Source organism: Aquisalimonas asiatica, assembly GCF_900110585.1.
In the GTDB taxonomy this organism is placed as follows: Bacteria; Pseudomonadota; Gammaproteobacteria; order Nitrococcales; family Aquisalimonadaceae; genus Aquisalimonas; species Aquisalimonas asiatica.
In genome coordinates, this window is record NZ_FOEG01000003.1 from 368,200 (window position 1) to 382,560 (window position 14,361).

General features: G+C 65.5%; 14 protein-coding genes and 1 pseudogene. 14 read left to right on the forward strand and 1 reads right to left on the reverse strand.

Annotated features, from left to right (window positions below; translation table 11 throughout):
• Positions 1-59: 59 nt before the first annotated feature.
• The 10 genes from BMZ02_RS09520 (at position 60) to BMZ02_RS09565 (ending at position 10,248) form a co-directional block, all read left to right on the forward strand.
• On the forward strand, positions 60-1,139 hold the full coding sequence (locus BMZ02_RS09520) for a helix-turn-helix domain-containing protein (protein ID WP_091642745.1): 1,080 nt from the start codon (positions 60-62) through the stop codon (positions 1,137-1,139).
• The gene (locus BMZ02_RS09525; protein ID WP_091642750.1) at positions 1,120-1,602 is read left to right on the forward strand and encodes a PIN domain-containing protein; all 483 of its coding nucleotides are present in this window, start codon (positions 1,120-1,122) and stop codon (positions 1,600-1,602) included. Before BMZ02_RS09520 ends, BMZ02_RS09525 begins: the two co-directional genes overlap by 20 nt.
• 273 nt (positions 1,603-1,875) lie before the next feature.
• Positions 1,876-2,718, forward strand: a complete 843-nt coding sequence (locus tag BMZ02_RS09530) for a ParA family protein (protein WP_091642752.1) — start codon at positions 1,876-1,878, stop codon at positions 2,716-2,718.
• Entirely contained in the window at positions 2,711-4,342 is a 1,632-nt protein-coding gene (locus BMZ02_RS09535; RefSeq protein ID WP_091642755.1) for a ParB family protein, read from the forward strand. The genes BMZ02_RS09530 and BMZ02_RS09535 overlap by 8 nt, the downstream gene beginning before the upstream one ends.
• On the forward strand, positions 4,339-4,938 hold the full coding sequence (locus tag BMZ02_RS09540) for a DUF2857 domain-containing protein (RefSeq protein WP_091642757.1): 600 nt from the start codon (positions 4,339-4,341) through the stop codon (positions 4,936-4,938). Before BMZ02_RS09535 ends, BMZ02_RS09540 begins: the two co-directional genes overlap by 4 nt.
• Before the next feature lie 3 nt (positions 4,939-4,941).
• Positions 4,942-6,333 carry an STY4528 family pathogenicity island replication protein gene (locus BMZ02_RS09545; RefSeq protein WP_091642761.1) on the forward strand — a complete coding sequence of 464 codons (1,392 nt, stop codon included), beginning with the start codon at positions 4,942-4,944 and terminating at the stop codon, positions 6,331-6,333.
• Between the two features lie 115 nt (positions 6,334-6,448).
• Entirely contained in the window at positions 6,449-7,186 is a 738-nt protein-coding gene (locus BMZ02_RS09550; protein ID WP_091642763.1) for a PH domain-containing protein, read from the forward strand.
• A complete protein-coding gene (locus BMZ02_RS09555) occupies positions 7,179-7,901 on the forward strand; it encodes a PFL_4669 family integrating conjugative element protein (protein WP_139209186.1) in 723 nt (240 codons plus the stop codon). Before BMZ02_RS09550 ends, BMZ02_RS09555 begins: the two co-directional genes overlap by 8 nt.
• 85 nt (positions 7,902-7,986) lie before the next feature.
• The gene (locus BMZ02_RS09560) at positions 7,987-9,237 is read left to right on the forward strand and encodes a ComEA family DNA-binding protein (RefSeq protein WP_091642768.1); all 1,251 of its coding nucleotides are present in this window, start codon (positions 7,987-7,989) and stop codon (positions 9,235-9,237) included.
• Positions 9,238-9,291: 54 nt separating this feature from the next.
• Complete coding sequence (locus BMZ02_RS09565) at positions 9,292-10,248, forward strand: helix-turn-helix transcriptional regulator (RefSeq protein ID WP_091642771.1); 957 nt, start codon at positions 9,292-9,294, stop codon at positions 10,246-10,248.
• Here the strand turns inward: BMZ02_RS09565 and BMZ02_RS18815 are convergent.
• Positions 10,181-10,549, reverse strand: a complete 369-nt coding sequence (locus BMZ02_RS18815) for a hypothetical protein (protein ID WP_139209187.1) — start codon at positions 10,547-10,549, stop codon at positions 10,181-10,183. The genes BMZ02_RS09565 and BMZ02_RS18815 overlap by 68 nt on opposite strands.
• A gap of 140 nt (positions 10,550-10,689) precedes the next feature.
• On the opposite strand from BMZ02_RS18815, the gene BMZ02_RS09570 reads away from it, so the two are divergent.
• The 4 genes and pseudogenes from BMZ02_RS09570 (at position 10,690) to BMZ02_RS09585 (ending at position 14,313) form a co-directional block, all read left to right on the forward strand.
• Positions 10,690-11,466, forward strand: a complete 777-nt coding sequence (locus BMZ02_RS09570) for an ADP-ribosylglycohydrolase family protein (RefSeq protein ID WP_171909881.1) — start codon at positions 10,690-10,692, stop codon at positions 11,464-11,466.
• Positions 11,467-11,483: 17 nt separating this feature from the next.
• Complete coding sequence (locus BMZ02_RS09575; protein ID WP_091642776.1) at positions 11,484-12,053, forward strand: phosphatase domain-containing putative toxin; 570 nt, start codon at positions 11,484-11,486, stop codon at positions 12,051-12,053.
• A 152-nt stretch (positions 12,054-12,205) separates the two neighbouring features.
• Positions 12,206-13,081, forward strand: coding sequence for a tyrosine-type recombinase/integrase (locus BMZ02_RS09580; protein ID WP_091642779.1), 876 nt, complete (start codon positions 12,206-12,208; stop codon positions 13,079-13,081).
• A 9-nt stretch (positions 13,082-13,090) separates the two neighbouring features.
• Positions 13,091-14,313: pseudogene (locus BMZ02_RS09585) on the forward strand (IS91 family transposase).
• The last annotated feature ends 48 nt before the right edge of the window (positions 14,314-14,361 follow it).

Below are 14,361 nucleotides of genomic sequence, written 5' to 3' on the forward strand. Positions count from 1 at the left end.
GTCACATGGTTTACAATTAAACAAATTATAATGATTCTGTAAACCATAGGAGACCCTCCATGATCGGCATCCGCATCACGCGGGCTCGAAAGGCCGCCGGCCTGTCACTCCGTGCCCTCGCTGAGCAGACCGGAGTCAGCCATACCACCCTCAACAAGTTCGAGCATGGGACGCTGACCCCCTCGTCGGAGCAGCTCATTAAGCTGAGCCGGGCCCTTGGCGTGCGGACCGAATACCTCCTTCGCCCGGAGCGGGCGGAGGTAGAGCTGGAGGAGGTCGAGTACCGCAAGCACACCAAGACTCCCAAGAAGGTCTTGGATCGCATCACGGCGGACGTGCTGGATCAGGCCGAACGTTGGATGGAGTTGCTGGACCTATACCCAGAGTTCCCGATCAAGCAGTTTGCGGTGCCAGCCTCCGTTCCCAAGGTGATAACGGACTACGAACAACTGGAAGAAGTGGCCGAAGCAGTTCGTCGCGAATGGGGGCTTGGTGAAAACCCAATACCGGATCTCATCGACACGCTGGAGGGCGAGGGGCTGCTGGTGATTCTCGCCACCGTACCGGATCGAACTCGTTTCGATGGTTTGGCCGGTAAGGTCGGGGGGCAACAAGTCATCGTTGTCTCCAAAAGCATCCCCGGAGACCGGCAACGGCTGACGCTCGCGCATGAGTTGGGGCATCGGCTTCTCGCAGGTCGGCTCGCGGCTGACCTGAATGAAGAGACCGCATGCAACCGGTTAGCCGGAGCATTCCTCCTTCCTCGGCGAGCGGTTCACGAACACCTCGGTAGCCATCGAACGGCGCTGGAGTGGCGGGAACTGTACCTGCTCAAGCATGAGTTCGGGATCAGCATGGCCGCAGGACTCTTTCGTGCGGCGCAGGCCGGAGTGATCAGTGAGGCCCTGAAAAAGCGACTGTTCGCCGAACTCTACAAGCGTGGCTGGGGGAAGGTGGAGCCCGGCACACCGGTGAAACCAGAGCATTCCGTCCTGTTCGAGCAGCTGGTGTACCGCGCCTTGGCAGAGGACTTCATCGGCCAATCCAAAGCGGCAGAGCTACTCGGCATGTCGGCAAGCCAGTTCCAGCAGAACCGATCGCTGACGGAGACCGGAACGGATGCCGCTGCTCATCAGTGACGCCAACGTCCTCATTGACCTGGAGGTGGGCGAGTTGCTGGAGCGCATGTTCGCCCTGCCCCACGAAATAACCACGCCGGACGCTCTCTACGCGGACGAACTGGAGGAACACCACCCTCACCTTCTTCAGCTCGGATTACAGCTTCGGGAATTGGACGGGGACGTGATCAATGCGGCCGCTCAGCTCCGGCAGCAGTATCGGCGCGTCAGCGGGTACGATTGCCTCGCACTTGCACTTGCGGTGCGCCTCGAATGCCCTCTTCTGACGGGTGATGCCGCGCTTCGCGAAGTCGCAAGGCAGGAATCAGTAGAAGTGATGGGGACGCTGTGGCTAGTGGAGGAAATGATCCGTCACCGGCTTATCGACACGAGGCAGGCGAGAGATGCGTTCGATCGTATGCGACGGAACGGGCGACGACTACCGTGGCAGAAAGCCGATACGCTGATTCGACGATATCCGTAAGCCAGGTTTGGAGCCTCCGCAACCATGGTGGACCTGAAGGTCCACCCTACGCCTGGCTCACCCGACCGGACCAGGGCTCATGGCCACTTCAGTGCGTCTGGATATCTCATGGGGTCAGCGCAAAGCGCTGTTTTATGGTGCCGGTGGACGGAATCGAACCGCCGACCTACTGATTACGAAGCCTAATCAAGCACCTACGTAGTTTCTTGCAACGACGGTACTGAAATCGAGCTTCCCGGAGCTAGGCAGGCAACTAGCTCTGTGGAGGCTGATATGGCAATCAAGCTGACCGTAACTTCGACCAAGGGCGGCGTCGGGAAGACGACCGTCACGGCCAACCTCGGCGCGTACATCGCGGACCTGGGCTACCGGGTGCTCCTCATCGACGCCGATATTCAACCAACGCTATCCAGCTTCTTCCCGCTGGCGCAACAGTCCGAATACGGGCTCACCGAACTCATCACCGCCGGCGAAACCGGTTCCACGGTGAGCACCACGGCGCTTGAAGCCGAAGACGGCGGGTCCCTGGACATCGTCCTCTCCAACGACCCGGACGGCGCACTCCAGAACTGGATCCTTCACACCCCGGATGGTCGCGTCCGACTCCGCCATATCCTCTCGGGTTACGACGAGATCTATGACGCCATCCTGATCGACACCCAGGGGGCAGTTGGTCCGCTTCAGGACGCGGCCGTTCTGGCCGCGGATCTTCTCCTCTCCCCGATTCCCCCGGAAATCCTGTCAGCCCGGGAGTTCGCCCGCGGCACCGTGACCATGCTGGAACGGCTGCGGCCGATGGCTGCCCTCGGCGCCCCGATCGGCCCGCTCCGCGGCATGCTCTACCGGATGGACCGCACGGCGGATGCACGCGTCATCGCCGACGAGTTGCGTCGCGAATCCTACGGCCCGAGCCGAGGCCAGATCACCGTCTTGGACACAGCCGTGCCCGCGACGGTGGCCTACAGGGAAGCGGCAACCCATCAGATCCCCGTACATCGGTGGGAGACGCGGCGCTCCGGCCCGACGCCTGCAGCAGCCGAAACCATGCGCACGCTCGCGGCGGAGTGCCTGCCACATCTGGTCGAGAACGACAGGGAGGTCGAGGGCCATGGCTAAGGAAATCGACCGCAACAAGTTGCGTCAGACCCTCTACCAGGGCCATTTCGGGCAATCCGGTCGCGAACTCGAACCCGGCGAGCCGGTTACGGTCACGCAAATGGTCCTGGACATCGACCAGGTGAAGGCCTACGACCGCAACCCGCGAAGGAAGGTGAACCCACGCTACTCGGAGATCAAGGCATCAATCCGGGCACAACGCGGCCTCAACAATGCCCTCGAAATTACCCGGCGCCCCGGTGACGACCTCTACATGATCCGCGCCGGCGGGAACACGCGTCTGCAGATTCTTCGAGAGCTCCACGAGGAGACGGGCGATGACGCATTCCGCCGCATCCACTGCCTTTATCACCCATGGCAGGACGATGCGCAGGTGCTCGTCGGCCACCTTGTCGAGAATGAACTCCGCGGGGAGATGACCCTGATCGACAAGGCCGTGGGCCTGGAGGAATTGCGAGCGGAGTTCGAGAGCGAAGCGGGCGAACGCCTGAGTCGCTCCGAGTTCCAGCGCCGACTGGAGGAAGTGGGCTACACGGTCTCGCGACGCCTGCTCATCCGGTTCGAGTACGCCGCCACACAACTCCTTCCCGCCATCCCGGAAGCCTTGGGAGCTGGTCTCAGTGGTGGTGCCGTCGAGGATCTGCGCCGCCTGCACCAGGTCATCGCTGACCTCTGGACGGAGCATGGTTACGACGACGAGCTTCTGGAACCGCTATGGACCCAGGCTTTGCAAGCGACCGACGGCCCGGACTGGGACGTAAGCATCGGCCGTGAAGAGCTGGAACGGGAGTTGGCCACTGCCCTGGACCTTCCGTTGCGTCAGGTTCGCATGGAGCTGGAGACCCGTCTGCAACGGAATCGTGCGGACGGCCCCCGTGAACCCAAGGTCGCCGACCAGCCACCGCCCAAGCAGGGCAGTGAAGAGCAAGCAGAACGCAATGTCTCCGATGACACCGACCATGGCATCGGTCCGGCGCCCGCTGCACCCGAAAGCACTGGCTCCAAAGAGCCGATTGTGGCGAGTAATGACACGTCCAGCGGCACGGAGAACGCGAGGGAAACCCCTTCGCCCTCTACGTCCCCGAGCCCTGCTTTATCGACAGACGATCCGGAGCCCACCCCGCTATCCGACAACCACGACAAGCCGGAGGCCAACGCCAACGTCGGTGAACTGCGCGAACGATCCCATGCGATAGCGCAGCGGGTGGCCCGCCGTTACCGGCTCGACATCTACATGAGCACCTGGGATCGCGGTATGGGGTTCCTCATGGACCTCCCGCCTCCAGAGGACATCCTCCGTGAACCGCAGGATCCACAGCAGACACGGCGAGGTTGGGTTTGGTGGCTGCTGGTCGTCTGGTCCGAGGCCATGGACGACAACAAAAGCCATGCAACCTTCCCCGACCGGTTCGAACTGGGCCGAATGCTGCACGAGAACAATCACCGGGCTGTTCACTATCGCGTCGGTTACCCGTACCTGACGACAGCGGCCACCGAGTTCTTCTCCCACCCGGAGACCCCCGACACGGACTTCGAAGACCTTATGGCGCTTATGCGCATCTGCCGCCAACTCGCGCGCACCGCTCAGCGCCAGGGCATGGATATCTGGAGGGATAGGACATGAGCACGGAACTGGCTTACCAAGTGATTCGCTTCGCCGTGGAGAAGCTCAAGACCGGCGACTTGAACGCGGTCTCCGACCTCGGCTTCGAGCCGGATGAAATTCGGGCCATGGAGCAGATGACCGTGGGCGAGCTGCACCATCTCGCACGCATGGGTACGCACTTCCTGGACGTGGCCGTGGATCACCGGTGTCTAGACCACGCCCTCTCCCATGCCCGGGTTGAAGCGCGAACCGAGTGCACGCAGGACGATCTGATTCGCCAGGGTGCCGGCACCGAGATGCTACATGCGCTGTGCGGCCTCACCCCCGGCGAGGTATGCCGGCGCCGACGCATGCTTGGCGTTCAACGGCCCCAGGGAAGGCCACCCCGGCTCCCGCGCACGAAGGAGGATCGCATCTGGCGGTTGTGGCAGGCACATGCACAGCTGGACGAACCTGAGCGTTACCTCCAAGTCGCGCGCGACTGCGATGTTTCGGCACAAGCCGTCTGGCGCCTGGTCCAGGAAAGCCGCGCGATCCAGGCCGAAAGCGCCAAGGGTGCGGGAGCAGCCAACGTGGTCACGCTGATCACACACCACGCGGCACAGGAGGAATAGACCATGGCCACGGATTCAGCTTCCTCCGCTCGCCCGCAAGGCCTCCAGGGAGCAATGGCGGAAGCAGCGCGTCAGCTGTGCGAGGCACCGACCTCAGCCGAGGCAACCGACAGTGACGGCGGCGCTGTCCTTTACGCCGGTAACTGGCAGGACACACACCCACGACGGCTGCTATACGACCCCGCCCTGGAAGCCAGGGACAAGATCGCCTGGATGGTCATCAAGGCACACAGTGATCCGAGAACGCCGGCCGCTTTCCCTTCCTATCACGACTTCGCTGCAGCCGGCGTCGGGAGCAAGCCAACGATTGCCGCCTCTATTGCCCTCCTCCGCATTACACGCTGGATATCGCTCTGCCAGCAAGTGCGAGACGAGAAGGGACGGTATCGCGGCAACATCTACGCCCTCCACGACGAACCGGTCTGCGTTGCCGAGGCCATGGAACTCGACGAAGGGTATGTCGGCTTCGTGCGCGAGATGTGCAACCACTACCACTCCCGGGTCCGGATGGTCGCCGAAGCGGTACTCGCCACCATCCGTGCAGGCCTGATGGACGGGACCGAGTTCACGGATAGTCAGGACTTCACGAGCCGTTTCGAAATCCGGCTCTCCGCCCACCAGGCAAACGCGGACGCCTTCGCGACCGGCGCCTTCGGTGCCGCACTGCGGGGGCACCACGGACCACCTGAAGCAGACCGGAGTCAGGTGGCAGGAAACGCCGAAACAACGGCGGCCCAAGTTCACCAGATGAACCCGGACACCCTGGTTAGCGAACTTAACTCGGCGTGCGATGACCGGGTTAAGCCGCTTAACCCCGTCAATACAGAAGAAAAATCAAGGACTTCCTCCCAGGTTAAGCAACTTAACCGCTCACGCGCGCGCAGGGGTAGTAGTGGTAGTAGTAGTCAAACAACAACTACAGGGGGGTCCGGGACGAGTGGCGCTGACGGAGACGAGCAGTCGCCACTGGAATACCCGAGACAACTCACCAAGGATCAGCGTGAACTGGCCCGCCTGTGCCTCGGTGAACTGGACCCAGAAGCCGCACAGCAGGTGCTCGATGAGCTCGCCGGATGCCTGGAGGACAGAGAACGGACTCCAATCCGCAACCCGATCCGCTATCTATCAAAACTCGCACGAGCGGCTCGCAACGGCACGTTCGTACCCACGTACTCGCAGCAACGTCGGTCTGCTTCAGCGCCGAGCATGGGCCCGGGATCTCCCCCGCCCCCAGCCAGGCCGAGCCAGCCCGAGAATGACCAGGATCGGCTCAGCCGTCGACGCGGTGCCGAGGAACTCGCGCAACTATTGAAAGCCGCCGGCAAGTCAGTTCCAGCCGAACTGGCAGCTCAGCTCGGGCAAGACCACTCAACCAAGAACGGAGAGAGATCGTGAACCGCGCTCTCAACTCCGATAGCAGCCGAGGAAAGTTCTGCGGCTCCGCAAAACCTTTCCCGGCTCACCGCTCTCCCGGTATCAGCAGTCTGAAAGAAACAAACGGAGGTCAGCCATGAAGGCAATTCGACAACCTGACGGAACCCCGTACCCCTCGCTCGGCCAGGCCGAGGCCGTTCGCGATGCGCTGGGCCAGTACACCGGTCAGGCCTTCGAGGCGATGCAGGAGACCGGCGGGTACGTTGTCAGGCCAAGCGGCGTCCATGCCGCCACCCTCGCGTCAGGGCCGGCCATGCATTCAGGTGAAAACGCGCCATCACCGATCGTTCTTCGGCAAGCCGTACGCGGCCACTTGGGATTGCTGGTCTGGTGTCTCACCGGGCTCGGTCTGTTGCTCATCACCCCGCGGCTGGTCGAGACGCTCGGTGCGCTTCCTGGCGTTTTGGGGACGACGGCCGCGCAACCGGTGACGGTGCCACTCGTCGGCGCCATGCCCGCCGCACAACTCGTCTTGGCCGCGGTCGCGGTACTTATCCTGACCGTCGCGTCGGTCCGCTTGCTTCTCGCGATCTTCTACTACCGGTACGAACTCGGTCCGGAGGCCATCTGCGTCCAGGAGGGCATCATCGCCCGGCGAGTACGCCGCATGTATTACCGCAACGCCCGAATCCCGACCATGACACAGAGTCTACTCGAGCGCCTTCTCGGTATCGGTACCGTTGCCGTCTCCTCCGCCGGCGGTGGAGAGACCGGCGAAATCCGGCTCGCAGGTATCCGCCAACCGGCCAGCATCAAGGCAACCATCCAGGAACGCATTGAACGGCAAACCCTTGGAGGACGCGGTCATGACTGAAGCCGAGCCCGCCAGATCCGACAACGGCGTTGCAACGTGGTCAGCGGCCCAGGAACAGCCAGGCGGCTTACGTGGGCGCGCCCGGATGACCCTACAAACCCGCCAGGCGCAACGGGTGATGCGTGGCCGCACCCGTAGGGAAGGCGAAGGCAAGCCCGAGATCATCGGGCTCGCACGGTTCGCGACCCTAATGCGATGGGCCTGGCGCGCGGCAGAAAGGGATGACCCCTGGGCGGACTGGCTGCTTCTACGTGCGTACCACGCCATTAACGAGAACCGAGAGACTCTTGCCGTCCTACGCCAGCAGGCGGAGGCGCGTCTGGAGGTAATGCCGAACGTCGAGATCGACGTCGCAGAGAGCCTGGAGCCGATCCAGATTCCGCTCGACTTCTCGACCCCTTACGGTTACATGGGCGCCTACCTGATCGGAGAATACGACAACTACGCTCGCGCCTTGCTGACGGCTCGCCATGTGGGACTGATCACGAAAGCTTCGGCCGAGCGCGACCTTCACAAGGGCGGTCATCTCGTTCGCAGTGTCTTCCACATTCCGGCCGCCTGGCGATTCCGGGGGCTGACCCGGGCAAGCGTTCACGGCAAGACGGAGAAGGCAGCTGAAGTCGCCGAGACGCAGGGGTGGCCTCCCCAGGAGGTACTGGACGGCACGATCCGGTCACCTCTGGCTCCCGAACTTCAGTCACTGACCAGTGACTGACAACGGTGCGATGCGACTACGACACAGTCTGTCGGTGAGCGCGGGTCCCATGGCACAGTAGCGGGCAATCACGGCCGGAGCACCAATGGGATTTTTCAACCTCGGCAAGAAGGACGCCTACGGCAGGCAGCGCCGCATCGAGCATCGGGGGCGGTATCTGCGCGCCAGCCGCACCGGCGGTGTCGCCCTGCGCGCCCAGGCCAAGGCGGCGGGCGTGAATGTGACAGCCAATACCTCGCACGGCTTCCGCGTCTCCGGCACGCCGGCCAGGAACACTCAGGTGGCGCTCCAGAACGGGCGCTTCATTCTGCGCGGGCGCTACCGCTCCGGGCCGTTTCGATTGAACCTCTCGAAGACGGGCGCAACGGTATCAACGCGCAACCGCCTGGGCTCATTCAACTGGTTCCGGCCCAACCGCTCCTCGGCCAAGCTGGCCGGTGTTCAGGTGCGCGGCAAGACGGCGGCACAGCTCCAGATCGTCTACATGCTCTTCGCCGCGGTCGTGGCCGTGGTGCAGCTGGTCGCAGCCGCCTTCATCGGTGCCGTACGGCTCGTGCTCGCGGTGGGCGGGATCGCTTACGGGCTGGTCCTGGCCGCCCCCTATGCCTGGAACACCTGGCAGCGGCGCCGTCGCAACCGCGGTCTCGAGAACGGACTGCCGGGCACGGACCTCGCCTTCCAGCCTCCGATACAGCAGTGGCGTGCCGAGGCGCACATCGCGGGCTGGCTCATGGCCTACCTGGGCTGGGGGCGTGGGCATGCGGGAACGGAGATCAAGGACGCGTTGCGGCAGCGTCTGTCGACCGACGATGCGACCTTCCCTGTCCTGGCGCCGGCCATAGAGGAACTGGATGCCACGGCCTCCAGCCTGGAGGCGGCCCGGGACGGTGTAACGGAAGACCAGCCGAGCCCGCATGAGGTCGTCGCGGTCCTCGCCCGGCACCTGCGTCGGCGGCCCGCAGAGGAACTCGCCGAGGTGCTCCTGCAGGCTGATGACCTGGCACTGCAGGACGGGCCACGCACCGTACTGCAGGAAGAGCTGCTCGAGGTCTTTGCCGACTTCGCGGGTGTGCGACTGCAGGAAGTCGAGGCCGCGCCGGAGGCTGCACCGGAAACGGCGGTTCCGCACCAGAAATCGAGGCCTGTCTCCTCCGGTATTGATATCAACACCGCGAGCCTCGAGGCACTCCAGACGCTGCCGCACCTGGGACCGGAGCGCGCCCGGGCAGTGATCGCGCTGCGCCCGGTGCAGAATCTCAGCGCGCTCGAGGCAGTCGATGGCATCGGCCCCAAGCGCCTGGAGGACCTCCGCACCGCCGGGGCGTACTGCTCCTGACCCCATCGGCACCCTGTCCATCGACACCACGACAACAAAAGAGCCGGATCACCAATGTCGGATACCCTGCTACGCCAATGGACCATGCTCCGCCACATCCCCAGGCACCCGCGCAAGATCACGGTCAGCGCCCTTCACGAGCGCCTGCGTGAGCAGGGCTACCCGACCACCGAGCGCACCATCCAGCGCGATCTCCAGGAGCTCTCCGGGCAGCTCTTCGGCCTGGCGGTGGATGACCGCTCCCGGCCGCATGGCTGGTACTGGGACCGGGACGCCGCGCAGTTCGACATCCCCGGCATGGAGCCGCAGACGGCGCTTGCCTTCAAGCTCGCGGAACACTTCGCCGGGCCGCTGATGGCCCCGGCCACGCTGCAGGCGCTCTCGCCGTACTTCCGCCGCGCCGAGAATGTGCTTGCTGACACCTCGGGCCCCGTGCGCGCCTGGCCGGACAAGGTCCAGGCCATCACCCGCGGGCAGGCGCTGATCCCGCCCACGGTTGATCCTGAGGTGTTCGAAGCCGTCTACGATGCGCTGTTCAACGATCGCCAGTTCCAGGCGCCCTATCACCGCCGCCACGACGGGGCCGTGAAGGACTACGTCGTGAACCCGCTCGGCGTGGTCTTCCGTGACGGCGTGGTGTATCTCGTCTGTACGCTCTACGACTACGCCGCTGTGCTCCAGCTCGCCCTCCACCGGCCAGAGGGCTTTGATCTTGGGCGCTATGTCGATGACGGCGGGCTCAACTTCAAACTCAGCGATACGCCCCTCGCCCTCGAGCTGCTCCTGGCAGCCGAGACCGCGTTCCATCTGCGTGAGACCCCGTTGAGCCACGATCAGGTCATGGAGGACAGCGCGGACGGCCGTGTCCGGCTCACCGCCACTGTGGCCGATACGGCCCAGGTGCGCTGGTGGCTGCTCGGCCTCGGCGATCAGGTGGAGGTGCTCAGCCCGCCGTTTCTGCGGCAGACCATTGCAGCGACGCTGCGACGGGCGGCTGACCGCTACGACTGATACACGCACGACACAACCGAAGCGGACTGCGGCCATCGGGCGAGGCAACCGCCTCGCCCTGGCTGCCGCAGGCCTGGCAGGTCTGCGCGGCTGTTGCCTGCAGCCAGGTGATCACCCGGGCACAGGCCTTGCGCTGAGCGACGGCCAGGCCCGTGACGTCACAGTGGACCATGAGCCGTCCCGGCCGCTCGCGGATCACCACGCTGCGCGCCTCGCGCAGGGAGGTCGCCCCCGCACGGGCAAGCCCCTGCCAGCCGGGACTGTGAACTTGCACCGGGTCATACGCGACTTCCTCGATCATGGCGCTCACCGTGAATACTGTAATTATATATAGTATTCTGACGAACCACTGAGGACGCAGACAACCCCATGGGCGTCCCGCTGCGACACGAAGCGTCGCAACGGGACGCCACACTGGATCCCCAGCAACAGGAGAAAGTCATGCTCGGAGCGATTGCCGGCGACATCATCGAATCCATCCACGAGTTCGGCCCGCCGGCGGTGCCGGGGACGCCGCTGATCAAGCCCCACAGCCACTACACCGACGACACGGTGCTGACTGTGGCCACCGCCCGCTGTCTGCTCGACGGCGTGGACTACGCGACGGCCTACCGCGAGGCCTACCAGGCGAACCGCGATCAGTCCTGGGGGCTTCAGTTCATGCAGTGGGGCGACGACCCGGACCGCGGTCCCTACAACAGCTTCGGCAACGGCTCGGCCATGCGGGTGAGCCCCATCGGGTTCTGGACGCGCTCCCTGGAAGACGCCCTCCGCGATGCCGAGCGCTCCGCGGCCGTCACCCATGACCACCCCGAGGGTATCCGCGGTGCCCAGGCGACCGCACACGCCATCGTGCTCGCCCGCACCGGAGCGTCCGGCGAGGTGATCCTGGAGGCGGTGCGCGAGCACCACGGCTATGCCCTCGATGAGCCGATCCCGGTCATCCAGCGCACCTCCCGGTACAACGAGATCTGCCAGGGAACGGTGCCGCCAGCGATCCGCATTGCCTGCCATGCCAGCTCGTTCGAGGAAGTGATGCAGGTGTGGATCGGGCTGGATGCCAATACCGACACCCTGGCGTGTATTGCCGGAGGCATCGCCGAGGCGCGCTTCGGGGTGCCGGCGTGGATCCGAGAGGCGGCCATGCAGGGCCTGGAACCCGAACAGGTCGCGCTCGTCGAGCGGTTCTACAAGGAAGCGGGCAACCGGCCCAACTAATCAAGGGAGGTAATGGAATGCCGAAGAACGGGCTCGACAACTGTGTCGCCACCAGCCACTCCTCGCCGCTGCAGATTGCCGCGGTCGACACGCCGCGTGGCGGCGTCATCGGTATGACGCTGTGCCCGGGCAAGATCGGCCCGGGAAACCGGCATCCATGGGTGCGCAACCTGGAGCGGGATCTGGACGCCCTGGATGCCTGGGGTACCGATTGCCTGATCACGCTCATGGAACTCCACGAGCTGATCGACTACCAGGCCCAGGATCTGGGGGAGCGGGCCCGCGCCCGGTACGGTGAGTCCGGCTGGCTGCATCTGCCGATCATGGACTGCAGCACCCCGGATGCTGTCTGGGAGGCGCAGTGGCAGATGTGGCGGCACCCGCTCCATGACCGGCTCGACCGGGGCGAGCGTATCGTCATTCACTGCCTGGGCGGGCTCGGGCGTACCGGGCTTGCTGCCTGCCGCGTCCTGGTCGAGCGGGGCATGCCGGCCCAGAAAGCTCTGGAAACAGTTCGTGCCGCACGGCCCGGGGCTGTGGAGACGACCGGGCGGGAGCGCTACGTTCTGGCGTTAACGACATCGTGAAATTGAAGGGCGAGAGTCGACCCTGGGACTAAACCGCTCTCGCGGTAGTGCGGGTTCCGATCCGGGGTGGGCGCACCGCTCCGGGGCCGAGCCGGTTGCCTATGTTGAGAAGTGAGGCGCTCCGCCTCGCTCGCCAGCACAGGAGCCCGGCCATGACCCCGTCCACTGCCATGATCAGCCCGTTGCGCCAGCGCATGCTCGACGACATGCGCATGCGCAAGCTCGCCCGGAAGACCCAGACCGCCTACATCCGGGCGGTCAAGCGCTTCGCCGCCTTTCTCAGGCGCTCACCCGATCAGGCTGACGCCGAGGATCTGCGCCGCTTCCAGCTCCACCTGGTCGACTGCGGCACCTCGCCGATCACGCTCAACGCCACAATCACCGGACTGAAGTTCTTCTTCGACGTCACCCTGGATCGCGCCTCGGTGATGGCCCGCGTGCAACCCGTGCGGGTGCCCCGCACCCTGCCGGTGGTCCTCAGCCGCGAGGAGGCGGCACGGCTCATCGCCGCGGCCGGCAGCCTCAAGTACCAGACCGCGCTGTCGGTCGCCTACGGTGCCGGGCTGCGTGCCAGCGAGGTCACCGGGTTGCGGGTCAGTGACATCGACAGCCAGCGCATGACCCTGCGCGTCGAACAGGGCAAGGGCAGCAAGGATCGCTACGCCATGCTCTCGCCAGTGCTGCTCGAGCGCCTGCGCGCCTGGTGGCGTCACGCCCACGCCCAGGGCCGGATGCTCGACGGCGGCTGGCTGTTCCCGGGCCAGCATCCCATCGATGCGATCAGCACCCGCCAGCTCAACCGCGCCATCCACGCCGCGGCGATCAACGCCGAGATCGACAAGCGCGTGTCCATGCACACCCTGCGCCACAGCTTCGCCACGCATCTGCTCGAGCAGAAGGTCGACATCCGCGTCATCCAGGTCCTGCTCGGGCACAAGAAGCTCGAGACCACCGCGCTGTACGCCCACGTCGCCACCGAGGTCCTGCGCACGGTCATCGGCCCCCTGGAGCGCCCACCGAGCGGGTAGGCGGCGGCCGTGGCACGCCCCGCCCTGGAGGTCGCGGACATCTTCCGCGCCCACGGGCCGGCCTGGCGGCTGAGTCAGCAAGGCCATGTCGGCCATCGAGCAGTGCCGCAGCGCGGCGCTGGGCGGGCACGTGTTGCGCTGCCCCGACTGCGCGCACGCCGAGATCGCCTACAACTCCTGCCGCAACCGCCACTGCCCCAAGTGCCAGGCCCCGGCCGCACGGCGCTGGCTCGAGGCCCGCCAGGCCGATCTGCTGCCGGTCGACTACTTCCACGTGGTCTTCACGCTGCCGGCGGCGATCAGCACCATCGCCTACCACAACAAGGCGCTCGTCTACGGGCTGCTGTTCCCCATCGCGTGGAACCCTGTTCCCCTTGACTGGAATACGCATCCAGACCGCCGCGGCGACCCTGCGCACCATCGCCGCCGATCCCCGCCACCTGGGCGCCCGCATCGGCCTCACCCTGGTGCTCCACACCTGGGGCTCGGCGCTGACCCATCACCCGCATGTCCACGGCATCGTCCCCGGCGGCGGGCTCTCCCCCGACGGGCAGCGCTGGGTCGGCTGCCGGCCCGGCTTTTTCCTGCCCGTGCGGGTGCTCTCGCGGCTGTTCCGCCGGCGCTTCCTCGAGGCACTCGCCGCAGCCCACCGGCACGGCGCGCTGCGCTGCCTCGGTGATCACGCCGCCCTGGCCGACCCCGGCGCCTTCGCCCGCTGGCTTGCGCCCCTGCGCCGCCGCGAGTGGGTGGTCTACGCCAAGCGCCCGTTCGCCGGGCCGCAGGCCGTGCTCGCCTATCTCGCCCGCTACACCCACCGCGTCGCCATCGCCAACAGCCGCCTCCTCGCCCTCGACGAGCGCGGCGTCACCTTCCGCTGGAAGGACTATCGCGCCACCGGCAAGACCCGCCACCGCGCCATGACCCTCGCCACCGGCGAGTTCATGCGCCGCTTCCTGCTGCACACCCTGCCTCCTGGCTTCCACCGCATCCGCCACTACGGGCTCATCGCCAACACCGCACGACGGGCGAACCTGGCACAGGCCCGGGCGCTGCTGCATGCCCCCGGCGCCACCGCACCACCCACCGAGGCCAGTGCCGCCACCACCACGCATACTGAGAGCCCACCACCGACCTGGGTCTGCTCCGGCTGCGGCGCGGCCATGGTCGTCATCGAGATCCTGCCGCGCAGACCACACATCCGGGCGCCACCACCACAGCGAGGCGCACCATGAACCGCCTGACCACGACAGGCTCGCGACCGCAGCTCGATCCTCGCCGCA